Source organism: Prochlorococcus sp. MIT2304, from assembly GCF_059772405.1.
On sequence record NZ_CM186286.1, the window covers coordinates 63,241 to 86,246 of the forward strand.

Genomic DNA, 23,006 nt, shown 5'->3' on the forward strand with positions numbered 1-23,006 from the left:
TATTAAAGTTCCCAATTTGTTATTTGATCTACTATCGAATTAATTTTTTCGTATTTTGAAAATTTCTGGGAATTAGATTTCATGAATTTTTCTCTAAGACCTAAGCTTACTGGGGTTAAATGATTACCCTCAAGTCGAATTAGTTCAGACTTATCTGAATTTCTATCTTTCAGTAATTTAAGTAATAAATTATTTTGATCTAGATTATCATTTTTGAATTTTATTAATAGATTATTTTTTTGCTCATAGTGTTCTCTAATAAGATTGAATGTCTCGACAGGACTTGGACTGAATTCAGTTTGGAAATTTATTCTTTGTGACACTTCCCTAAGCATAGGGATAGATTTAGCTGCCTTGAAATTATTAAAGCTTATAGCTACTAAACCATCGCAATTCCTCCCTCCATCAGGTGCGAGTAAATGTAATTTGCAACCAAGACTATGACCCAACCTTATTGATTTTGGTATTAAGCCGACTCTTCTCTCAAGCACTTTTTGAGATTTACGAAACTCTTTCCAGGCTTGATTCGATTGAAGTTGATGGTCAAAGTTAGGTATATAGCTCCATGAATGTACTGCAAAATTTCTTTGCAAAAAAGCAGAAATAAGTCTTTTATATGTAACTTCTGGCTTTATTGAAATATAGCTACCTCCAATTATTTCTATTAGACCTACTGGCCTATATGGCCATTGACATAAAATATTATTTATACGTCTAATAGTGCTCATCGATGAATAGTCACTCTTTAAAGAAATATAGACAACGATTATAAATTAAATATAAGTATCTTTTCTTTTAATGTTGTGCTAAGTTTTTTATTCAACTCTATTTTTTTGATAATAATAGAAGCATGACTAATTAATTTTAATGTGAAAGAAGAGCGAAATCATCAGAAAGAGAGTGAGCAGCTTGACTTTCTAAATGGAAAAACAAAAAAAATTGCCAATAAGAAAGAGAAAGATCTAGGAGAAAGAAAGTCTTCCAAATTAAACGAAGAACGGATTGGAATTTTAATGAAAGAGAGTTCACCTGAGAATATCCTGATTTTGGATACGGAAACCACAGGCCTCGATAATGAAAAAGATGATTGTCTTGAAGTAGGTTCGATCCTTTTTAATGTCAAAAGTAGATCTGTGTTAGCGCAGCAATCCTTCCTTTTACCTGTTGAAAGCAACAAAGCAGAAAAAATCAATAATATTCCTGCTGAAATTACTAGATTGCCTCAACCTGTATCTGAAGCGATTAAATATTTCGAATCTTTAGTTCGAGTATCAGATGTAGTTGTTGCTCACAATGCAGAATTTGATATGAAATGGTTTGGTTTTAAAAAATTGCCTCAAATTGAAAAAAAATGGATTTGCTCTATGGATGATATAACTTGGCCAGCTGATAGACAATTGAAGACGCGCCCATCAGTAAGAGATCTTGCATTGGCTTATGGTGTACCAGTTTGGAATGCACACAGAGCTTTGACAGATTGCATATATTTGGCAGAGGTCTTCAAAAGATGTGGTGAACTTGAAAAATTGTTGATTAGAGCGCTAGAACCAAAAGTTTTGCTTCGTGCTGAGATCTCCTATGAGAAAAGGCATCTGGCAAAAGACGCTGGTTTTAGGTGGAATGATGCAATTAAGGGTGCCTGGTCTAGAAAAATGAGTCGTAGGGATATGGAAAAATTAGAATTCCCCGTACAGGTTGTTGATTTTTATGATTGAAGCGGATTTTTCATAAAGTACTCATTTCAAATCTTTGCTATATGTTTAATGTATTGATAAATGAGTTTTTTAGAGTTCTTTCCATGATTGATTTATGAGAAAATATTTCACTAAGGAAAATATAGTTGGTCAGTTTGGTCTTGTTAAAAGTAAGACTGACGGTAATGAATTAAAAAAGCGTCTCAGGCAATGGCAGTATTCAAGAAGTTGGGCTCGTTTGATTTGTGAAGCGGAAAAAATGTGGAGTCTTGAGTCAAAAGAACTAAAACGACTAGGAGCTATAGAGTTAATTCAACTCCAAAATGAAATGCCTTTTAATGTGAGAAGAAGAGTTAATTATTGGTTGATTAAATATTCAGGTGCTACCCGATTAGAGGATTAGACTCAAATCTCTTTCTAAATTTAGTCTTAACAATTTGGTTTAGCAGAATCACTTAATAAATATTATTTAATAGTTTACGTATTCAATTACTATAAAAACAAACAACAAATAATTTTGCTGAAGCTACTTTGACTAATTTCAAGAATTTAAGAGGAATGGTAGATCTTTTACCTGCTCAAAGTCAGGGTTGGCAAAAGGTTGAATCAATTGCACTAAAAAATTTTAGTCTGGCTGGGATTAATGAAATTAGAACACCGATTATCGAGCAAACTGAATTGTTTTCAAGGGGAATTGGAGAAAATACTGATGTTGTGGGCAAAGAAATGTACAGCTTTGACGATAGAGGTGGTCGTTCTTGCACTTTGAGACCTGAGGGAACAGCTTCTGTTGCGAGGTCAATAGTTCAACATGGATTATTAAATAATGGACCTCAAAGACTTTGGTATAGAGGTCCAATGTTCCGATACGAGCGACCTCAAGCAGGAAGACAAAGGCAGTTCCATCAGATTGGAGTTGAATTTGTTGGATTGTCTTCTGTTATTAGTGACGCTGAGGTTATTTCAATTGCTTGGGACTTTTTAAAGGATGTTGGTCTAGTTGATTTGACTTTAGAAATTAATAGTCTTGGAAGTAATGAAGACCGAAATATTTTCAAAGAAGAGTTAAAGAATTGGCTTAATCAGAGATTTGATTTGTTGGATGAAGATTCCCAGAAAAGAATAAATGTTAATCCCCTAAGAATATTAGATAGTAAAAATAATTCCACGAAAGAACTTTTATTTGAAGCTCCTTCTTTAAACGACTTTTTATCGAAAAAAAGTAAGATTAGATTTGATTCTTTATTGAATCTACTCGACAAGCTAAAGATCCCGTACAAAATCAACAATAATTTGGTAAGGGGACTTGATTATTATTCACATACAGCCTTTGAAATCACAAGTGATCTTTTAGGCTCTCAAGCGACTGTCTGTGGTGGAGGTCGTTACGATGGGCTAATAAGCGAATTAGGAGGTCCTCAAACCCCGTCAATTGGATGGGCTATTGGGATGGAAAGGCTCATAATACTTGCTGGAGAAAAAATTTTAGACTCTAAATCTCCAGACATTTATGTCATTCATAGAGGCGAAAACGCCGAGCAACTTGCTTTGGAAATTACTTGTAAGTTAAGATCATTCAACTTGAAAATTGAATTGGATTACTCAGGCTCATCTTTCTCTAAACAATTTAAGCGTGCAGATAAGAGCAAGGCAAAATGGGCATTAATTATAGGGGAGGATGAAGCATCAAAAGGTCAATTATTGATGAAGAAATTAAGAGATAAATCAAATGATGTCGAGAATAATGAATGTATTTTTTTAAAGGAGGATCTAGATCAGTTAGTTAAAATATTGATTGATTAATAAAATGATGGATAGTTTTAAATGAGCTCTATTAAAATTCAAAAAATATGTTGTATTGGTGCTGGTTATGTTGGGGGGCCAACAATGTCTGTTATTGCAGATAAATGTCCCGATATAGAAGTCAGGGTCGTTGATATCAATAAAGAACGAATTGACGCATGGAATAATTCAGATCTCAACAAATTGCCAATATTTGAACCTGGACTAGATCGAATAATTTCACGAACGAGAGGACGAAACCTTTTTTTTAGCTCGGAAATGGCAAAGGCAATATCTCATGCTGATATGGTTTTTATTTCAGTTAACACTCCAACAAAAACAAAAGGTCTTGGGGCTGGACAAGCAAGTGATCTTAGTTGGGTAGAAGCTAGTGCCAGGCAAGTAGCTAAATATTCAAAAGGGCACACAATAGTAATAGAAAAAAGTACTCTTCCAGTCCGTACTGCTCAAGCAATAAACGAGATACTTAAGACAACAAATAGAGATAACAATAAAAATGAAATATCAAAAACTTTCTCTGTTTTATCGAATCCTGAATTCTTGGCTGAGGGAACTGCTATTAATGACTTGGAAAATCCCGATAGGGTTTTAATTGGAGGAGAAGATCCTGAGGCTGTGGAGGCGCTAGTTAATATTTATTTGAATTGGGTTCCTCATGAACAGATTATTTGTACGAATTTATGGAGTAGCGAGCTTTCAAAATTAGCTGCGAATGCATTTCTTGCGCAAAGAATTAGTTCCATAAATTCTATTTCCGCTTTTTGTGAAGCTACTGGGGCTGATGTTACGGAAGTTGCAAAAGCAATAGGAACAGATAAAAGGATAGGTAATCAGTTTCTTAGTGCAGGCCCTGGCTTTGGAGGAAGCTGCTTTAAAAAGGACATTTTGAATTTGGTTTATTTAAGTGGATATTTTGGGTTGCCAGAGGTTGCAAAATACTGGAGTCAAGTTGTGGAATTAAATACTTGGCAGCAAGATAGGATTTACAAAATTGTTCTTGAGAAGCTTTTCGGTACAGTTAATGGAAAGAACATAGCAATACTCGGCTTTTCCTTTAAAGCAAATACAAACGACACTCGAGAGTCTCCTGCAATAAGTATTTCTGGTGATTTGCTCGAAGAAGGGGCTATTTTATCAATTTATGACCCAAAGGTGTCATTTGAGAGAATAGAGGAAGATCTAGAAAAGTTTTCATTAAATAATCAAGGGATTTGGAAAATGGCCAATTCCATTCCAGAAGCATTGAAAAATGCTGATGCTGTTTTAATTCTTACAGCTTGGGATGAATTCTTTGGACTTGATTGGAATTATTTAGCTTCTTTAATGAGATCACCAGCTTGGATCTTTGATACTAGATCAGTTGTCAGTCGACAAGAAATCGAGAATACAGACATAAATCTCTGGAAGCTAGGTGAAGGGAGTTAAAATAAATTAATACAAACTATATTTTTTTGATTTATTCTTAAATTAAAAAAATATGTTTAGTTTTTAATTAATTTATTTTTACAAAAAGATGATCCTTGAATTTATTTTTAAAAGACAGAGAAAAAGAAATCAAAAAGAAATTAAATCTACTTCTAATATATATGGATGGATGGACCTATCCAAAGAAGAAAGGCTGGAAATAGATTCAAAAGAAAAGGACGAATCAATGAAAAAGAAAAAAGAATTATTGAAATCAATTAGAAAAGAATATATCAAATTAAAGAATAATAAAAAATAATTTTTATTTATTAAATCTAAAAGATTGATACATTAAAATTCCAATGAAAAATCAACCTTTTTTATGATTTGGCCTCCTTTAAAAGCATGGACTAGTAAATTTTTAATTGAAGGGCAGACTCATTTTGTCGCTATAAGTTATGGAGGCACACTTGAGGATAGATGGGTTATCTTGATTTCTGTTCTTGAATCGAGTTTGGTTGTGAAAGTTTCTTGGTCTCAATTAATTGATTCGTCTCATTGGGAACCTGGATGGAGTGAAAGAAATTGTTCAAAGAATTTTCAGAGTATTCAAAGTATTGAGAAAATAACTGATTCATTTACGCATCTATCTATTGATTCTGGCTTAACAATACCCATAACGAAGGATTTCATTAGACCCTGGTTTCGGAATACATAACCTTTCTTTTTTGAGGTCTTTACGTTAAAAAAAGAGAAAGATTTACTAAAGATGATAGAGCTTTCCAATTGGTTGTCAGAAAAAGAAGCTAGTGCTTTTTTAAAATTAAATGAGCAAACGTTAGAATCTTTGAGAGAAGAAGGATATTTAAAACCTGGCTTTCATTGGAGAAGTTCGACTGATCCAGATCAATTGCCATGGAAACCAATACCTTTTTATCATATAAGTCTATGTAAAGAAGTTATTCAAAATTGGAAAGAAAATCATGTTTCGGTTAAGCAAATAGCTGCTTAACCAATATAAAGATTTCAATGAGTAGATTTTATAAAAACATTGTGTTCTAAGCTACCAAATTTTCTCCTTTACAGTCTTTTATAGTCCACTCAAGAACTGGATAAAGAGAAATCATTTTCCCGTATTGAGGGGAAGTTCTATAGGAATTCGCTTTTTCTCTATAATGATCCTCTGTCTCCATCTCTAGGCCATTAAGTGGTTTCAATGCCATGGCATTAACATAAATGTATTTAATTATTTAATAGTTGTAAATAAAGACAGCAAATTGATCTTTTATATTAATTACATATTTGAGTGTGATTATATTGATTTTTCCCCTTGATTGGTCTCGAATGCCTGATATAAATATTTTTTATGTATCAATTAATTCTTTAACTAAAAGATTCTTAGTTTGAGGGAATGCATGGTTTCATATGTAATTAATACTCTGCGTTCAGTTTTTTCTATTTCAAAAATTATTTTTCTGATAATTTTTTTTGTTCTGTCGGATTTAAATAATAAAAAAAATTTACAGATTCTTTCTCTTGCATGTTTATTTCGTGAATTTGCAGTAATCTCCGATCGGTTTTGAAAAAATTGCACTTCTAATGCAGACCTATGGAAATCCAGGTGTCACCTACGGGTGGTGGGCTGGCAACTCAGGGGTCACCAACCGCTCAGGCAAATTTATTGCTGCACATGCCGCTCATACCGGCTTGATTGCTTTCTGGGCTGGTGCCTTCACGTTATTTGAATTGGCTCGTTTTGACCCATCTGTACCAATGGGTCATCAGCCTTTAATTGCGCTTCCTCATTTAGCAGCTCTAGGTTTAGGTTTTGATGAGACAGGTACTTTTGTGGGTGGTACTGCAGTCGTTTCAATTGCAGTCGTTCACTTAGTTTTGTCTATGGTTTATGGTGCTGGTGGATTAATGCATTCATTGCTTTTCTCTAGTGATATGCAGGACTCTTCAGTAGTTCAAGCTAGGAAATTTAAACTTGAATGGGATAACCCTGACAACCAGACTTTCATCCTTGGACATCATTTGATTTTCTTTGGAGTTGCTTGTATTTGGTTTGTTGAATGGGCCAGAATTCATGGAATTTATGATCCTGCTGTTGGTGCTATTCGCCAGGTTGAATATGATCTTAATTTGAGTCATATTTGGGACCACCAGTTTGACTTCCTTACAATTGACAGTTTGGAAGATGTTATGGGAGGTCATGCTTTCTTGGCTTTCTTGGAAATTACTGGTGGAGCCTTCCATATCGCTACAAAGCAAGTTGGAGAATATACGAAGTTCAAAGGAGCTGGTCTTCTTTCCGCAGAAGCTATTCTTTCTTGGTCTCTAGCTGGTATTGGCTGGATGGCAGTTGTTGCAGCATTCTGGTGCGCGCAAAACACTACTGTCTATCCGGTTGAATGGTTCGGTGAACCATTGGCGCTTAAGTTTGGCATTTCTCCTTATTGGATAGATACTGTTGATCTCCCTAACGGAGCTCATACATCTCGTGCTTGGCTCTCTAACGTTCATTATTACTTTGGGTTCTTCTTTATCCAAGGTCATCTTTGGCATGCTCTAAGGGCAATGGGATTCGATTTCAAACGAGTAACAAATGCTTTGAGTAATCTTGATACTGCTTCTGTATCATTAAAGTAGTTAAATAAAATTAACTCAATAAAAAAGGCCCCTCTTTATCTGGGGCCTTTTTTATTAGGCAGTGTTATTTTTTATTGCTTGATGTTTAAGTTATGGATTATGTAAAATGAATGATTTATTTAAATTTAATAATTAGAGAGTTATAATTCCTAAATATGGAAAAAAGCAATTAGTTAGATTTAATATTAAAAATTGGTTTGGATGAGCTCATTTCAAATGCTGATGTTTTTTTATTACTTAAGTATATATAGAATTTTATTTTTATTTTAAATAAATTTATTTATCATGAGCTAATTCATGCTTAATCAGATATTTACTAAAAAATTAAGGGTAAGTAAAAGAGTTGGTTGAGATATAATAAGAACAAAATTTGATTTGGATATTTAATATTCATATGGGATATTATTTTTTTAGGTTTTATTTATTTCGTAAGTGAATTAATAGATGAGCCAGTTGATTTTTGGTTTTGATGACCTATATAAAATTAATGCAATCCCAACATTAGTTCTTTCTTTGGGTTTGCTTGGAATCATAGGGATTCTTTTAACCCTGGGTAGACGATTGGATTCTGCGATGAAGTTAGAAAGATTTGGTATTCCAATAGCCCTATTAGTTGGAGCCTTAGGCTTTTTAATTGGTCCTTATGGACCTTTTTCATTATTGCCAGAAAGGGTTTTGAGTACTTGGATGCAATTACCAACTCCTTTGCTTACCTTGGTGTTTGCGACTTTAATGTTAGGAAGGCCTATTCCGAGAATCAGCGTTTTATGGAAACCAGTTGCCTCGCAGGCATTGTTGGGACTTGTTCTGGGTTTTGGCCAATATGTTGTTGGCGGCATAATTGTATTGTCATTTCTACTTCCTTATTTAGGGGTAGATCCACTGATGGGATGCATTATTGAGGTTGGGTTTGAAGGAGGACATGGGGCCGCCGCAATAATGGGAGACACTTTTAGGCAGTTAGGTTTCCCAGAGGGATTAGATCTAGGTTTTGCTATGGCAACTGTAGGCTTACTATCTTCAACTTTATTAGGGAGCTGTTTGGTCGTGCTAGGTAGGTTCTTTGGATGGCTAGTACCTGCTGAAAAGGAGATCATCAATGATTTAAATGATACAAATTTAGAATTCAAACCAATTGAACAATTTAAGTTGCTTCTGTATAACTTTGCTCTGGCAGGATTAGCGGTATTAGTTGGTATTTTTTTACTCTATTGTTTAAGACTATCTTCTCAATACTTAGGAGATATAACTAAACAGGTGATGTTAGCTTTCCCTCTATTTCCGTTGGCTTTAATTGGTTCATTTCTTATAAGATTTTCATTGGAAAAAACTGGGAATACAAAATTTGTCTCATCACTTTTTCAACGTGAGATTGGGATACTCTCAACAGATTTGCTTATCATTACTGCTATGGCGGGATTGAATTTACCTTTATTGCTTGACTACTGGCTACCCATAACTATTTTGGCCATTGGGGGTTTGATTTGGAATCTTGCAGGGATGTTGATTTTTTCTAGATTATTTTTTAAAGAAGAATGGTTTGAAAGAGCGATAGCAGAGTTTGGAAATTCAACGGGGGTTGCAGCCAGTGGACTATTGCTTTTGAGATTGGCTGATCCAAGAAACTCTACTAATACTTTACCTGTATTTTCTATTAAGCAATTATTTCTTCAACCACTTCTTTCTGGAGGATTAATTACTGTAATAGCACCTTTGTTTATTAGTAATTTTGGGCTTAGGGAGTGGACTGAATTTTGTGGAGTAATTTCATTATCATTATGCGCAGTCGCAATATCTTTGCAGTTCAAATATACTAAAGCCTCAGCATGACAATTAATACACTTAGAAGAAGTTATAACTTGTAAAAATGTTAGTTTTAATAAACTATTTCTCCCCCCTTTTATATGAACCGACAAATTTACAAAGATATTCCTCCACAAGAATTAAAAGAAAAATGGTTTAAAAGTCATCTTTTAGGAAAAGAGGTTGAATTAAGAGAACTCTATGAGTTGCCTCAAGATCAGTTAGATTTGGTTATGGCAGAGACTGCTGAGTTTAGGAGTGATATAGGGAACAGAGATAGAAATTTAGGTAAATTCTGCACAGCTGGCTATTTCTTAGAGCTATCAAGAATCATTGACAAAAGAAGGTCTTCAGAATGACTTTCTACTTTATTCTCCAAAGATGATTGGATTATTTTGCTTACTCCAAGGTTCATTCTTTTTCATGACTACTGAATACTTTTTGTGAGTTAAATAATAATTTAACCAATTCCTTAAGAACGTAATTTCATGGTTTTGATCAAACTTTTTGATTTCCGCAATTCTAAATTGCCTCACAAATGGCCAGATAGACCAATCGGCTAAAGTTTCTTTTGCATCAACAAGAAATAGAGGTTTACCTTTATTTGAAAATTCTTTTAATCTATTGTTTAAAGATAAAAGTATTTTCATACAAGCAGTTCGATGAGTTTTTGATTCCTCTAAATCGAATCTAGATGCATATTTATATCGATCCAAATGATATTTAAATATTTTATCATTTGTTTGTATGAGACTAAATATTTCTTGTGATTGAGCACTATTTTTACCAAGCAATGCATGCTTATTTGATCTTTCAATACTCCAGATCATTATGTCTAGACTCTCATCAATTACTTTATTTAAACTAGTTTTCAATACAGGTACAGTTGCTTTCTTTGAGATTTGAATTAATTCAATAGGTTTGTTCTTTAGTATTACCTCTCTTAACTCCACTATCTGATTTGTATTTACTAAAGCCCATCTAGCTCTAATGGCGTAAGGACATCGTCTGAAGCTATATAGAATATTGTGCTTCATAATTTTCCTGTTAAAATCAACTTGTGACCTATTCCAATATATGTTTAGTCAATCCTATAAATCGTAAAGAATGTGCTTCATAAGCGTATCCTTTACGTTTTTCCTTGGAAATTATATTTTACTATAAAGATATAATCCATTTTTTTATATTTCAATCGTATCATTTCTCAAGAAAATTAAGTTATGTCAGAATTTGTTTATTTAATGAAAAATGGTGATTTATATAAACTCGGATGTACTTCTGATTTGAAAAGTGAGGCTAGTAAAATGAAACCTTGTGAAATAATCTCTTCTTTCAAGACTAAAGACCCCAAATCCTTTCAGGTGAGATTGCTAAGACTTTATAAGAAAAAAAGAATCCCAGATACGAACTATTTTCGTTTGTCCGAATCAGAAGTTAATAATTGTAGAAAACATTTAGAAGGTAAAAGTAAATTACCAAAAACTTTAAATGATGAGTTAAGAATAGGTTTAAATGGGTCTTTGTTATTTGCAACCATAGCTTTTTTGATTTCATTTATAATAAATAATATGTTTATTTTTAGTTTTTTTCTTTCAATATTATTTTCCTCTCTTCCTATGTGGTCACTTGCAATTTTTGGTAGCTTTGGAGGTTACGATGTTGATGATCTTCCGCTTTTTTCGACAGTTCTTACCAGAATAAAAGGCTTTTTGATTGCTATTTCGATGACTTCATCGGCATATGTACTATATACTCTTTCCCATTTTTCAATTGCATTTTGATCAGAGTCCCTTTTTGTTTCTATACATATTATTTCTTGCTTGATAATTGAACTATGGCTATTAAAATAATTAGTGATAAGGTTCTTTAGCAAATATGAACATTTCTGATTATCTTCAATTTTTAGAACCAATACAAGAACAGCTTAATAAGGTCTACTCTATCGCTTCTTTGGCTATTACTGTTTTGCTATGTTTGTGGCTTTTTAATTTTATAGTTGGGCTCATACAACGAACATATTCTGTAGGTAAAGCCATTGGAAGTTTTTATAGAAATTACTTTCATAAGTATCTCCGTAAGGCAATTCTGGGAGTCTTGGGCACATTCAAGAAAACTACTAATCCTATTTAGGGAAAGAAACCTTTTTTCTAAATTGATTTTTCAAGTTGACAATTTATGGCGATTTCGAAGGGAACAGCACTGTTTGGTAAATCAAGTAAATTTGAACAAATATTTGCAATATCATTTGCTTGGGTCATATCTTTTTTCGGAAAATGATTTATTTCTTTAGCCATATCTGTGTTTACCCATCCTGGGCAAATAGCAGTAACTCTAATACCTTTTCCCCATCCTTCATTTCGCATGGTTTGGCATAGACTCATTAAAGCGAATTTGCTCATAGAATAACCAGCTAAGTTGCCTTTTGATCGTTTTCCACTCATCGATACTAATACAATTATTCGTCCTGAATTATTGCTTGATAAGTACTTCCATGCATTTTTTGTTAATATCCAAGGTCCCATTACATTAACTTTCCATAAATTTTCAATATCTTGCATATCATTATCATTAAAAATAAGACTTGTTCTTTTAAAAATTCCTGCGCAATGAATTATAGTGTCAATATTGTTAAAAGTTTTTACCGTTCTTTCTATCCATTCCTTTGATGAATTTTCATTTGTTGCATCGTAGGTGTTTACAATTAATCTATTTGACTTATTTAACTTTGGATCTAAAGTTGTATTGATTAAATCCTCTTTCTTTCTTACTCCTAAGCTTATGTAATGTCCTTCCTTAAGTAATTTTAAAGCTATCGCTTTACCTATTCCTCTACTTGATCCACTTATAAGAATCTTTCTCATTTATTATTAATTAGTAACGCTTTAAATAATAAATTTAATTCTCTACCATGCATGTTCATCAAGCCTTGTTTGATAGACCAAGGTGATTTTCTAAACATTTTCCACATAGCAAATATTAATTCTTTAAGGCTAAGTGTATTTGTAAGGAATCCATACCATTGTTTATTAGGCAAACTAAAAAACTCAACAAAAAATCCTCTAAGTAACTTCTCTTCAAATCGCATTAATTTTTCTAATCCAAATTTATAAATAGCCTGTTTTCTTCTAAGTTCCGATGGCCATAATACTTGCCATCCTTTCTTAGCAAGTGAGGCTGAGGATGCTTTTTGATCTTTCATTGCCAATGAAAGGGCTTTAGCAACTTTAGGAGCCCTTCTTAGAAGACTGCCAACCATATATCCCGATGCAGGATGAACCATTCCAGCTGAGCCTCCAAAGCCAAGGACCGGTTGCGTTAAGTCAGGGATAGGCATGTTCATTGGCAAATATGATCCGTGCTCTTCATGCTCAAGACTTTTAATTTTTATACCTCTGGTCGCTAATCTTTTTTCCAGTCTTCTTTTTAACTCATCAAGTGAGACTGGTGGAAAAAGACCTAGGGATGTTTCTTCTAAAAAAAACTTTCCATCTCCCATGTCCATAGCGTATAAAAATGTTGGAGCTTCTTTTCTTTCTTCTGGATCCAAATGGTCACAACGATAATCCATTAGTACAAATTGACCTTTTTCAACGGGTGGGGTATTGAATTCTCCTACAATTCCATAACAAGTTTGAACTGCTACTGGCCCTTGGTTAGGAGCTTTAATAAAAACTGGTTTGTAACCCGTTGCATCTATTACTAATCGAGCATTTAGTTCTTTACCATTAGAAGTTTTAACTGTGCTAATTAAATGATTGGTTTCTAAGTTGATTGCTGATCCTTTATGCCATTCTATTTCAGCTTTATTGCATTGTTGTAACCAATACGCTTGCAATTTATTTTTATCAAAAAGACCATAATCTCGATTATGCTTTGTAACTTCATTCTTCTTGGAATTGGGATCCTTGTCGCCTTCTCCAAAATAACTAATGGTGTTAATCCATCGATGTTCTAGCAAATGACTTAGTCCAAGCTCGTCAACCTCTTCACCCCAAATGCCATACGTGAAGGGCCATGGCTCCTTTGGAGATTGTTCCGATAAGAGTTCAACATTTAAGTTTTCACTTGCTAATGCTGCCGCAATTGATAATGCACCTGGGCCTGAACCTAGTATTAGAGCATCTTTTAATGCACTAGCTTTCATGGTTCCTCTTGAGGAACATTGCCGTTTTGTTGGAGTCGAAAAATAGAAGTTAAATTCTTGTAATAATATTTAGTTATTTGTTTGCCTCCTTGAATTTCCACTTTAATCACCTCTGCCTATAGAATCAACAATAGCTGTTGATGGCATTAACAATGAATAGTATTAATGTTTTTTATCAACTTAATGATTTTATTTTGTTTTTAAGTATATATGAAGACTTTTTGATTAAAAATTGAACTAATAAACAATTGAATTTAAATCCAAAATCATTTAAATATCAAAACTACAAACTTATGGAAAGTAAATCAGATAATTTAAAAAAGTATAAACCTTTAACTATTTTTATCACCGGTGGCTCATCAGGTATTGGTTATCAAGCAGCTTTAAAATTAATTTCTCTTGGCCATAATCTAATTTTACCATGCAAAAATATTTATAGAGCGAATGAATTATTAACTAATATTTTCAATCAATTTCCAGCGAAATTATCTAGAAAAGGAGAAATCTATACTCCAATAATGGATCTTTCTGATTTGAAAAGCATTGACTCTCTTTGTTTAGAAATTAAGAAAAGACGATTGAAGATTGATATTCTAATTATGAATGCGGGCCTTCAATATACAGGATCAAAAAAACCTAGATGGTCAACGCAGGGAATTGAATTAACTTTTGCCGTTAACCATTTATCACATTTCTATCTGACACAAAAGATTTTCCCGTTGATAGATAAAAGTAATGATCCAAAAATAATTATTACCTCATCAGAGGTTCATAATCCTAACAGTGGCGGAGGTAGAGTAGGAGCTAGGGCTAGCTTAGGGAACTTAGAAGGATTAGCATTAGGTGCTGGATTTGAGATGATTGATGGAAGTAAATTTAATGCTGATAAAGCATATAAGGATAGTAAATTGTGTAATATTCTTTTTGCAAAAAAATTAAGTAGTAATTTGATAGCAAAAAACTTATCAATCCCAGTTATTGCCTGGGCGCCAGGCTTAGTTATCTCTAGAGATAGTCAAGGTTTTTTTAGGTATAGTAGGAAATACAATCAATTAGGTCAGGTATTATTTGCTTTTTTAGCCAGAGATGTTTTAAGGATAACTACCTCAAATAAGCAAGCAGGTTTACTTCTGACTGATTTGGCTTGTTCAACTAAATATAAGAAACCAGCTTTCAATTACTATAGTAATAAAATTATTTCATCAGGTAAATTTATTTTTGAGAAAACGAATATAAGTAATGATGCCCAGAGAGAAGATTTATCTGATAAATTATGGGAGTTATCTAAATTAATAATTGATAAAAAACTTAAATAAATACACTTTATTTATTAACATGGATTGTTTGAGTTGGGTATGCAAAGCTAATATTTTCATGTTGGAACTTCTTCATTATTTCTAGATTAATCTCTTGTTGAGCTGACATTGCTTGACGATAATCACTTGTGGGAATGTAATAAACAAGTTCAAAATCAAGACTGCTATTAGCGAATTCGATAAAATGACACCGATCGAAGATTGCATTTTCAGTATTGTCAACGATATTTTTGATCATTTCAGGTATTTTTTTTGTTTGCTCGTATGTGGTTTCATAGACCACTCCCAATTTATGAACCAGTCTTCTTTTTTTCATCTCAGCATAATTTGAGATTACTCCATTAGTGAGTCTGCTATTACTCATAACTATTGCTTCTCCATTAATACTCCTTAAACGTGTTGATCTAACACCTACACTCTCAACTTTTGCCCAGATTCCATCAATATGAATAAACTGACCACTTTGAAATGGTTTGTCAAGGAGGATAGTTATGTATTCGAAGAACTCTTGCACGGGTTCCTTTAAGGCGAGTCCGGCTCCTATCCCCCCTGCACTTAATAGAGCCCAAATAGCTGCCATTTGTACACCCATATTTTGAAGATAAAAAATTACTCCTAGACTCCAAACAGATGCACCAACCATTGGACTGAGAGAACGAATCATTTCACTGATAGATTGATCATTGATTTTGGACGCCCATCTTTGAATTATTTTTAAAAAGACTCTATTTACAAATCTGACTATATAAATAAGGCATAAAAACTTGCTTATTCCAATAAATGTCTTGTCTACTATTCCACCTATGAGTAAAACTTTCCATGCGACAATGAAACTTAAGATAAAGCCTAAAGGCTTAATAGTTTCAATTAAAAGAGTAGCTATGTAGTCATCTGTTTTGCTTTGTGTCGCAGAGGTTATTCTCCGTAAAACCTTTTTTAGGACTTTTGGACTTACTAGGGAAATAATGCAACCTAAACTAAAAGTAAGTAATGAGATAATTATGTTTTTATAAAAATCATCCATGATGTCAGATTACTTTTATTTTAGATTGCCTGAAAAAAATTTTTTGTCTAGCTATTTTCTTATTATTTAATTTGAAAATGAATTTTTTAAAATTTTACTAATCTCCCTAAATTCTTTTCTATTAGAGCTCTTACATAATTCACATATTAGACTTTCAGTCGTTGCCGCAACTGCTCCAGAAGATATGAGGCGTAAAAAGGCAGTATCATTATCTATATCACTTCTACTCCCGATAGCATCTCTTGGGATAAGGACGTTAAACCCTTTTGTTAAAAGATCAATCGATGTTTGTAGAATACATATATGACTCTCAATGCCACAAACTATTATATTTTTAAAATCATATTTTTTTATGTAATTTATAAACCGATCGTTTTTGCTACAACTGAATTCCATTTTTTCAAATTTAGGATATTTATTGTTGTCTATAACTGATTCTAAAGTCATGCCTAGCTTTAATGGATTTTGTTCAGTAATGGCAATACGAACATTTAGTAAATTGCATGCATCTATTAGTTTTTTTATGTTAAATATTAGTAGTTGATCCCCTTTTATATTTTTAATAAGCTTTTCTTGCATATCCATAATAAGTAGTAATGTTTCATCCTCTAAGATTACTTGCCTATTATTATTTAATATATTTAAGGGAGGAGTCTTCCTTGAAAACTGATCCATTTTCGGATATTTTTTGTATAAATTAAATATAAATCATTTAATAAAAATAGACATCATTTACAACTAAAACACTTTGTTGTATTTCGCTTGTGTTGCAGGTGGTTCTCATTACGCTATGCTATTGAGAAAATAAAGCTGATATTGATTTCTCCTTCTTCTTACCGTACGCATCCTTCTCCTTTTGAATCTGGTCTTAGATCAGATGGTAAAAGAATGACTCCTCAAAGGAAAAAAGTTCTTTCTTTATTTGAGGAAATTGGATCCGGAATACATCTCAGCGCGGAGGATGTGCATTCCAAGCTGACAGATTCTGGGGAAAAAGTTTCTCTTGCGACTATTTACAGAACTTTAAGACTCTTAGTCAAAATGACTTTTCTTAATGAACTTGACTTAAGTGAGGGGGGAAATAGGTTTGAATTGCTTAGTCATGATCATCCAGATCATCATCATTTGATTTGTATTCGCTGTGGCAGGACAGAAGAGTTTGAAAATAATGAAGTTATTAATGCTGGTAAAGCAGCAGCTAAAAAATTTGGATTTAAATTATTAGAATCAACGCTAAATGTAAGAGCATTATGTCCAATGTGTCTTAACAAATAAACCTTGTTTTAAGTTAATTCTCCTCCACAACTAGAACCAGATCCAGCAGTACAGCCAAAACAATGATTTCCTATTGAAATAGGATTGTTCTTCAAGGAAACCAATGGAATCAATAGATCACCCAAGTGCTTTATTTCACCATCTCTCCTCATCCCAAGTTGTTGGTTGAAATCACAATCATATAGATAACCTTCCCAATCAACACTCAATGTTGTTCTACACATTACTGAACTAAGGTTGACGGGGTTATGATTATCTTTAAGTAGTTTATTATATTCGTTTAGTTTTCCAATTAGTTTTAAATATTTTTCGTATCTATTAATTGGCATATTCGCTAAAACAAATAAATTTGAAAAATAAATACCGTGCCTTTCTTTAAGCTCTCTTCTATAAGTATCTTCTAGTTCTATTTGTGATGGTGGAAGTTGTGGGCCGCTGGGATTGTAAACAAGATTCAAAACTAGATCACTATCTTGAATACCGTATCCAAGAGAATTAAGCTGTTTAAGACCTAATATGCTTTTTTCAAAAACACCTTTTCCCCTTTGTTTATCAACATTTTCTTCGAGATAACATGGAAGGGAGGCTGTTATTTGAACTTTATTTGATGATAAAAAACTTGCTAAGTTTTTATGATCTGGTTCTGTAAGTATTGTTAAATTACATCTGTCCATTACTTCAACATTAAGACTACGCACTTCTTTTACTAATTGTTTAAATTTAGGATGCAGCTCGGGTGCTCCTCCGGTAATGTCTAATAGCTTAATTTTATTAGCTTTTATAACTTTCGGTATAAGTTCTATAATGTCATCACTCATCATTTCTGTCCTGCTTGGACTTGCATCAACGTGACAATGACTACAAGCTTGATTACATTTATATCCTATATTTATTTGTAAAGTATCCAGACTATCTCTTTTGATTTTTGGGAACTTTGTTTTAGTTATTTCCATAAAACTATATATATGATTAATGTCATTTACATTATAGTTTAAATCTTTATTTCTGTGAAAATATTTTATTAATAATCTAGAATTTGCCAGCTAATTGTCTAAACCAATTTATATATTCTTGTGGCCCATCATTGATAATCATATTGAATTTTAAATCATCATTAGGGTCACTAACGCCTTTCATGTCAGTTCCATTAACTCTTGGTCTTGATACTTGATCATTACAGCTGTTGACAAATATAACTTGATTATCTTTCTTATATGATTCTCCTAGCCGTTGTATCAAGGTTAAGAAGCCTCTGTCACTTCCACCTCTTAACCATATATTTTTTTTATCATCTTTGACGGAAGTAACTGTATCACCAATACCTACTAGCAGAGGCATCTGATCACGAGGAATTTTCTCTCTGCATAGGTCTATTAATTTATTAAGTGTCTTTGGAGCATTTCTAACATTGAAGCTTGCGCCAAAAGGATAGACGCCAGTTTTGTTTGAAATATATTTATTTAATAACAATAAAAGGCCTGCCTCTTTTATTGCGCCCTTGATAATAAACTGTATATCTGTTGTTCCGAAATCATTTTGAGTCGCATATTTCATAATTTCTTTGCCATTTTTTAACCCTAAGTTTGGCATTAAATGTAGATGAAAGGAGTTTTCCAATCCAATACTTTTAGAATCTTCTATTAAATTATTCATTATTTTTTCCATAAGCAATTGCAAACTTTTTACTTTTTTTAAATCATTCTTAACCAAGGTAAAGATTTCATTGAAATTAAGAGTGGGAGTGAAACGTGTATCACATACAGCTACATCAATTAATTTGGTTCTTAAGTTATTTGAAAGATTTGGTAAAAATTTCTTTAGTTCATTAGTTAACATCAATCGCATCATCTTTGGCACTTTTGTTAAAAAATCAATCTCATTATCATTAAGCCCTGGATAGGAAGAATTGCTAAATCTATCTTGAAACTCAACTCCACAAGCAGCAAGACCAGGAAGGTAAAAGCCATTTTCTTTAGCTTTTGTTCTTGAATTAAGTGCCTTTTCTACTAAACGATTAACACCTCTTCTGCCTTCATGCTCGCCACAGGTTAGTACTGAAAACTTCTCTCTTAATTTTGAAACGTCTTCCACATATCCTTTTTCGAGCTCTCTTTTTAGAGGGTCTTGTACAAGGGGTATACATACCCCGTCAAGATCCTGAACTATTAGAATATTTTCTTCATTTGTTATTGTATTGATAATTTCTTCTTTTGTTTTACGAATATTCATAAAAAAAGCTTTAAAATTTTGTTTAGTATATTTCAAATAAATATACTCTTTCTTGTAGTTCTTATCCTTAAATAAGTATATAGATATATATTCAGTATTATTAAAACTCTTTTTTAAAAATTTCTTCTTTTTGTATATAATGAAATTGAATCCAAATAAACTGTGTTTGAGAAGAATTTAACTAATAGCTTCTTTACTGAGCCTTATTCGAGTGAGCCTATAGCTAAAAGAATTAGTGAGGTTTTGAACGGAAAAGTTGGATTTTATAGCGTTGGTTTATATCCTGCCTCTCTTGCCTATAATTGTGCATTGCATAATCAAGGATTAAACATTCTTTTAGCTCCTAGAGAAGGAAGAGAACTTTTTGGGGCTTTTTCTGATGTTGATCTTTCAGAAATGGATAACGTTATAAAAACTAAAATTGAATCTATGGCAGTTTCCAGTGTTGATAATTCCGGAACATATAATACTCTTGAAGATTTAATAATTAACTGTGAATTGGTTGTTTTAGGCTCAAATAGTAAGCATATAATAAACGATGTTGACTTAGCATTTAAGCTCAGAAAAAAGCTTAATCGAGATAATGTTTTAATTGCATGCTTGGTGGGATCATTTTGTCATGATGAAGAAAAGAATGAATCTTTTGTATTGTGTGAAAAAATCAACAATTTAGCTTTCTTTTCTGGCTTCCATCGACACGGCGCTCTTCGAAATCCATTAGATAGTTTTACTGCTAATTTTTGTCATCCAGATGCTATGAATGCAATATTAGGTTCAAAATTATTAAATAAAATTTCCCCAAATATTCAAGTTTCTTCAGGTGTTCATAACGTCGAAGGTCAATATATAAAAGCTGCTAAAAATATATCTTCTATTTTGGCGGGTTTTGGTCATGCTTTTCATAAGAATAATCCTGGATTACTTCCAACTTTATTAACCCTTTTATTAGATCAATGTCTAGATCAGGCTGCTTATGTTTCTATGCGTCGCGCTGATAGAGATAAGTTATATACAAAACAACCTTTCCCAATTACAGAGCTTGGATATATTGTCCAACGTATAGATGCATCCTTCCTTAAGGATGGAGACTTCGTCCCGGTAAGGGATCATACTTTTAGTCAATTGACAGCTATGGTTGCTGATGTCAGAGGGAGCATGATGTTGCCTGTAAGTGGTAATCCAACAAGAAACTTTCAGGCTGGTGAAGTCCTTGCTAAGAAGATGATTGAGTTAAAAAGATGTCCAAAAGGGGTAGATGAGTTTATAGAATGGTGCGAACAATCTGGTCTAAAACGTGGAGCTTTAGAGGGAATAAATTCTTTAAATTATTGGCCACATATCTTGAGGAAATATGAAATACCTTTAAGTAATTCTTCAATGATAAATCTTTTATATATGTGTATTATGGGACCTGCTGGGATTAAAAAAGATATTTTTACTGTCATGACAAAGAGTCCTGAATTGACTAACTATTGTCAAGAATCTGTTAAGTCATTTCAGAGTAAGAAGATATCTGATTCGCTAGATAATTTCCATTTAAAAACTTCTATTGATTTTATAACTAAGTCACTTACTGATGAGAGTCGACTATTTTTTGATTTGAATTCTATTGATTTTTATGATCCATTCAAGTCAGAAAATAAGGCGACTTATAACAAGGTCATTGATTATATTGAAACTAACTTAATAGAATCTGATTTATAAACGAAATTCTATGGATGTTCAAAAAATAAAACTGATTACAAATAATTTTTTCAATAATAGTAAAGTATTAAAGATAGATTTGATAGATTTTGGTCTTATCAATAAAACCTATATTATTCATCATTCTATAGATGGGGTAAAGTCTAAATTTATCTTACAGTGCCTAAGTAATATATTCGAATCGCATGAGATAGTTAACATAAATCATAAATTAATAACAGATCATATCAGAAAAAATATTAATAAAAACTATCTTGATTTTCATTCTCAAAGGTGGGAAGTTCCAACATTGATTAGGTGTAGATCTAACAACCTTTTTGCGTTCCCATTTTGTTCTGAATTTTGGCGAGCAATGTTATATATAGATGATACTTATAGCTTAGATACTTTAGAAGATAAAGAAATGGCTTATCAGGCTGGTCTTGGTCTTGCTAAGTTTCATATAAATTGCTCTGATTTTGATTCTTCAAAATTAGGAACCAGTATAAAAAATTTCCATAATACTAAGTACTATATTGATCAGTATATGATAAATCTTAAAGATTATAACTTTCTCAAGTTAGATTATAAAGTAAATAAAAGGGTTCAAAAATTAATTTTTTGTCTATCTAATCACATTTTATATGCTAGTTCAATCCTAAGATCTATAGAGAACAAATCAATAGATCGTAACGTTATACATGGTGATCCTAAACTAAGTAATTTTCTTTTTGATATTAACTCAAAATATGTTGTTTCTTTGATTGATCTTGATACTGTCTCTTCTGGTTATCTTCTTACTGACTTGGCTGACTGTATTCGTTCAATTTGTAATCTGGCAGGCGGAGACCCAGAAAATATAGAGAATGTATCCTTTGATATTAACGCTTGTAAGTATTTTCTTGAAGGATATTTCTCAGTATCAAATCAAAACGGCAATTACTATTTTGAATTCCTTCCCGAATTTATTTATTTGATCATAATTGAATTAACAATTAGATTTTTGAACGACTTTTTACAATCAAATACGTACTTTAAAATAAAATACCAAACTCAAAATCTATATAGAGCAGAGGTTCAATACAAATTACTTTCAAGTTTCGTTGCTCAAATTCCTACTTTATCAAATTTACTTCATGAAATTGGGATTTTCTCAAACCAAACTTTTGTCTCAGATGTACAAAAAATTGTTTAGGGTTTTCACATACCCCATCTTGTCACTAAAGTAAAATTGATATCTATTTTTTCTTGTGGTAAAGGAATTAACCCATAGGGCTGATGAGCTCAAGCAGTTAGGTTGGAACCAGGAAGATTTGTATAAATATATTGAATTATGGGATTACAGACAAAGGTGGGGCTCTATCAATTTAGAGAGAGAAGATAGATTGTTTCTGAGAAAAGCAGAATCTTTATTGCCTGAAATTTCTAAAAACAAACTTTCAGTTAAAAAACCTCTCAAGGAAAAGTCATATTATTGTTGGATTCAGTTTTTCTTGAATGAAATGAATAATTTTGAGTTAAATGAAAATCTTGATGATGGTATGAGAGGGGTTTGGCCAATTTTTTTAGAAGAGGAACTCCGTGTTATTGATTATTTTGAGCCAGTACTAGGATTGCCAGATACTATAAAAGCTAAATTAATTGGTCCTATTAGAGAGGATTTAGTCAAAACAGCTTTGGAAATCTATAAAGACTCATTTATCACAAAGCAATTTGATTTCCAAGGTGCTTTGGCTAGTGCAAAATCAAGTGGTAAAAACGCTAGTTGGAGATCTCTTCGAGATGTTGATCATGAAGGCAATCAAGATTATCAAATTCTTGATAAAGCAAGTGTTCTTGAATTTCGTAAAATAGTGAATGAAAAACTTTTGACATTTATTAAAGATAATTTACCATCATTAGCCGAGTCGGATAAATCTTTACCTCCTAATGATTGGATTAATTAAGTAGGCATTTTTCGACTTATGTGGCTAAAAAGA

At 32.5% G+C, this 23,006-nt stretch carries 25 protein-coding genes; 16 read left to right on the forward strand and 9 right to left on the reverse strand.

The features are described from left to right. Nucleotides 1–2: 2 nt before the first annotated feature. Entirely contained in the window at nt 3–728 is a 726-nt protein-coding gene (locus AC6EIY_RS00295; RefSeq protein ID WP_498506972.1) for a DUF1350 family protein, read from the reverse strand. 285 nt (nt 729–1,013) lie between these two features. On the opposite strand from AC6EIY_RS00295, the gene AC6EIY_RS00300 reads away from it, so the two are divergent. From AC6EIY_RS00300 to AC6EIY_RS00330, 7 genes are all read left to right on the forward strand, one after another. Then, nucleotides 1,014–1,715 (forward strand): 3'-5' exonuclease, encoded by a 702-nt coding sequence (locus AC6EIY_RS00300; RefSeq protein WP_498508235.1) that lies wholly within the window; start codon nt 1,014–1,016, stop codon nt 1,713–1,715. Between the two features lie 94 nt (nt 1,716–1,809). After that, entirely contained in the window at nt 1,810–2,097 is a 288-nt protein-coding gene (locus tag AC6EIY_RS00305; RefSeq protein WP_498506973.1) for a hypothetical protein, read from the forward strand. 128 nt (nt 2,098–2,225) lie between these two features. Continuing rightward, complete coding sequence (gene hisS, locus AC6EIY_RS00310; protein ID WP_498506974.1) at nt 2,226–3,497, forward strand: histidine--tRNA ligase; 1,272 nt, start codon at nt 2,226–2,228, stop codon at nt 3,495–3,497. 21 nt (nt 3,498–3,518) lie between these two features. Then, entirely contained in the window at nt 3,519–4,922 is a 1,404-nt protein-coding gene (locus tag AC6EIY_RS00315; RefSeq protein ID WP_498506975.1) for a nucleotide sugar dehydrogenase, read from the forward strand. Between the two features lie 88 nt (nt 4,923–5,010). Then, nucleotides 5,011–5,220, forward strand: a complete 210-nt coding sequence (locus AC6EIY_RS00320) for a hypothetical protein (RefSeq protein WP_498506976.1) — start codon at nt 5,011–5,013, stop codon at nt 5,218–5,220. Between the two features lie 63 nt (nt 5,221–5,283). Continuing rightward, nucleotides 5,284–5,619 carry a TIGR02450 family Trp-rich protein gene (locus AC6EIY_RS00325; RefSeq protein ID WP_498506977.1) on the forward strand — a complete coding sequence of 112 codons (336 nt, stop codon included), beginning with the start codon at nt 5,284–5,286 and terminating at the stop codon, nt 5,617–5,619. Nucleotides 5,620–5,670: 51 nt separating this feature from the next. Continuing rightward, the gene (locus AC6EIY_RS00330; RefSeq protein WP_498506978.1) at nt 5,671–5,913 is read left to right on the forward strand and encodes a helix-turn-helix domain-containing protein; all 243 of its coding nucleotides are present in this window, start codon (nt 5,671–5,673) and stop codon (nt 5,911–5,913) included. A gap of 46 nt (nt 5,914–5,959) precedes the next feature. Here AC6EIY_RS00330 and AC6EIY_RS00335 read toward each other — a convergent pair whose 3' ends face one another. Next, complete coding sequence (locus AC6EIY_RS00335) at nt 5,960–6,124, reverse strand: hypothetical protein (protein WP_498506979.1); 165 nt, start codon at nt 6,122–6,124, stop codon at nt 5,960–5,962. A gap of 376 nt (nt 6,125–6,500) precedes the next feature. On the opposite strand from AC6EIY_RS00335, the gene AC6EIY_RS00340 reads away from it, so the two are divergent. The 3 genes from AC6EIY_RS00340 (at nt 6,501) to AC6EIY_RS00350 (ending at nt 9,715) form a co-directional block, all read left to right on the forward strand. After that, the gene (locus tag AC6EIY_RS00340) at nt 6,501–7,553 is read left to right on the forward strand and encodes a chlorophyll a/b binding light-harvesting protein (RefSeq protein WP_498506980.1); all 1,053 of its coding nucleotides are present in this window, start codon (nt 6,501–6,503) and stop codon (nt 7,551–7,553) included. Nucleotides 7,554–7,997: 444 nt separating this feature from the next. After that, complete coding sequence (locus AC6EIY_RS00345) at nt 7,998–9,383, forward strand: sodium/glutamate symporter (RefSeq protein WP_498506981.1); 1,386 nt, start codon at nt 7,998–8,000, stop codon at nt 9,381–9,383. 74 nt (nt 9,384–9,457) lie between these two features. Beyond that, nucleotides 9,458–9,715, forward strand: coding sequence for a hypothetical protein (locus AC6EIY_RS00350; protein WP_498462464.1), 258 nt, complete (start codon nt 9,458–9,460; stop codon nt 9,713–9,715). Between the two features lie 9 nt (nt 9,716–9,724). Here the strand turns inward: AC6EIY_RS00350 and AC6EIY_RS00355 are convergent, their stop codons facing one another. Continuing rightward, complete coding sequence (locus AC6EIY_RS00355; protein ID WP_498506982.1) at nt 9,725–10,393, reverse strand: glutathione S-transferase; 669 nt, start codon at nt 10,391–10,393, stop codon at nt 9,725–9,727. A gap of 183 nt (nt 10,394–10,576) precedes the next feature. Between AC6EIY_RS00355 and AC6EIY_RS00360 the strand changes: the two genes are divergently transcribed. Continuing rightward, a complete protein-coding gene (locus AC6EIY_RS00360; RefSeq protein ID WP_498506983.1) occupies nt 10,577–11,137 on the forward strand; it encodes a GIY-YIG nuclease family protein in 561 nt (186 codons plus the stop codon). A gap of 366 nt (nt 11,138–11,503) precedes the next feature. On the opposite strand, the gene AC6EIY_RS00365 is transcribed toward AC6EIY_RS00360, so the two are convergent. Together AC6EIY_RS00365 and crtL are read right to left on the reverse strand one after the other, a co-directional pair. After that, the gene (locus tag AC6EIY_RS00365; RefSeq protein WP_498506984.1) at nt 11,504–12,217 is read right to left on the reverse strand and encodes an SDR family NAD(P)-dependent oxidoreductase; all 714 of its coding nucleotides are present in this window, start codon (nt 12,215–12,217) and stop codon (nt 11,504–11,506) included. Further along, nucleotides 12,214–13,500: a lycopene beta cyclase gene (gene crtL, locus AC6EIY_RS00370; RefSeq protein WP_498506985.1), complete on the reverse strand. Its 1,287-nt coding sequence runs from the start codon at nt 13,498–13,500 to the stop codon at nt 12,214–12,216. Before crtL ends, AC6EIY_RS00365 begins: the two co-directional genes overlap by 4 nt. 293 nt (nt 13,501–13,793) lie before the next feature. Here crtL and AC6EIY_RS00375 point away from each other — a divergent pair, with 293 nt between their 5' ends. Then, nucleotides 13,794–14,816, forward strand: a complete 1,023-nt coding sequence (locus AC6EIY_RS00375) for an SDR family NAD(P)-dependent oxidoreductase (RefSeq protein WP_498506986.1) — start codon at nt 13,794–13,796, stop codon at nt 14,814–14,816. 7 nt (nt 14,817–14,823) lie between these two features. Here the strand turns inward: AC6EIY_RS00375 and AC6EIY_RS00380 are convergent, their stop codons facing one another. Continuing rightward, nucleotides 14,824–15,840, reverse strand: coding sequence for a mechanosensitive ion channel family protein (locus AC6EIY_RS00380; RefSeq protein WP_498506987.1), 1,017 nt, complete (start codon nt 15,838–15,840; stop codon nt 14,824–14,826). 66 nt (nt 15,841–15,906) lie between these two features. After that, nucleotides 15,907–16,515 (reverse strand): isochorismatase family protein, encoded by a 609-nt coding sequence (locus tag AC6EIY_RS00385; RefSeq protein ID WP_498506988.1) that lies wholly within the window; start codon nt 16,513–16,515, stop codon nt 15,907–15,909. Between the two features lie 213 nt (nt 16,516–16,728). On the opposite strand from AC6EIY_RS00385, the gene AC6EIY_RS00390 reads away from it, so the two are divergent. Then, nucleotides 16,729–17,115: a Fur family transcriptional regulator gene (locus tag AC6EIY_RS00390; protein WP_498508237.1), complete on the forward strand. Its 387-nt coding sequence runs from the start codon at nt 16,729–16,731 to the stop codon at nt 17,113–17,115. An 8-nt stretch (nt 17,116–17,123) separates the two neighbouring features. Here AC6EIY_RS00390 and arsS read toward each other — a convergent pair whose 3' ends face one another. Further along, on the reverse strand, nt 17,124–18,068 hold the full coding sequence (gene arsS / locus AC6EIY_RS00395; protein WP_498506989.1) for an arsenosugar biosynthesis radical SAM (seleno)protein ArsS: 945 nt from the start codon (nt 18,066–18,068) through the stop codon (nt 17,124–17,126). A 76-nt stretch (nt 18,069–18,144) separates the two neighbouring features. Further along, on the reverse strand, nt 18,145–19,344 hold the full coding sequence (gene stpA, locus AC6EIY_RS00400) for a glucosylglycerol 3-phosphatase (RefSeq protein WP_498506990.1): 1,200 nt from the start codon (nt 19,342–19,344) through the stop codon (nt 18,145–18,147). 162 nt (nt 19,345–19,506) lie between these two features. Here stpA and AC6EIY_RS00405 point away from each other — a divergent pair, with 162 nt between their 5' ends. The 3 genes from AC6EIY_RS00405 to AC6EIY_RS00415 are packed head-to-tail and all read left to right on the forward strand — an operon-like array spanning nt 19,507 to nt 22,973. Then, a complete protein-coding gene (locus tag AC6EIY_RS00405; RefSeq protein ID WP_498506991.1) occupies nt 19,507–21,048 on the forward strand; it encodes a DUF8648 domain-containing protein in 1,542 nt (513 codons plus the stop codon). A 10-nt stretch (nt 21,049–21,058) separates the two neighbouring features. Next, nucleotides 21,059–22,222: a phosphotransferase gene (locus AC6EIY_RS00410; protein ID WP_498506992.1), complete on the forward strand. Its 1,164-nt coding sequence runs from the start codon at nt 21,059–21,061 to the stop codon at nt 22,220–22,222. Between the two features lie 55 nt (nt 22,223–22,277). Beyond that, nucleotides 22,278–22,973 (forward strand): hypothetical protein, encoded by a 696-nt coding sequence (locus tag AC6EIY_RS00415; RefSeq protein WP_498506993.1) that lies wholly within the window; start codon nt 22,278–22,280, stop codon nt 22,971–22,973. The last annotated feature ends 33 nt before the right edge of the window (nt 22,974–23,006 follow it).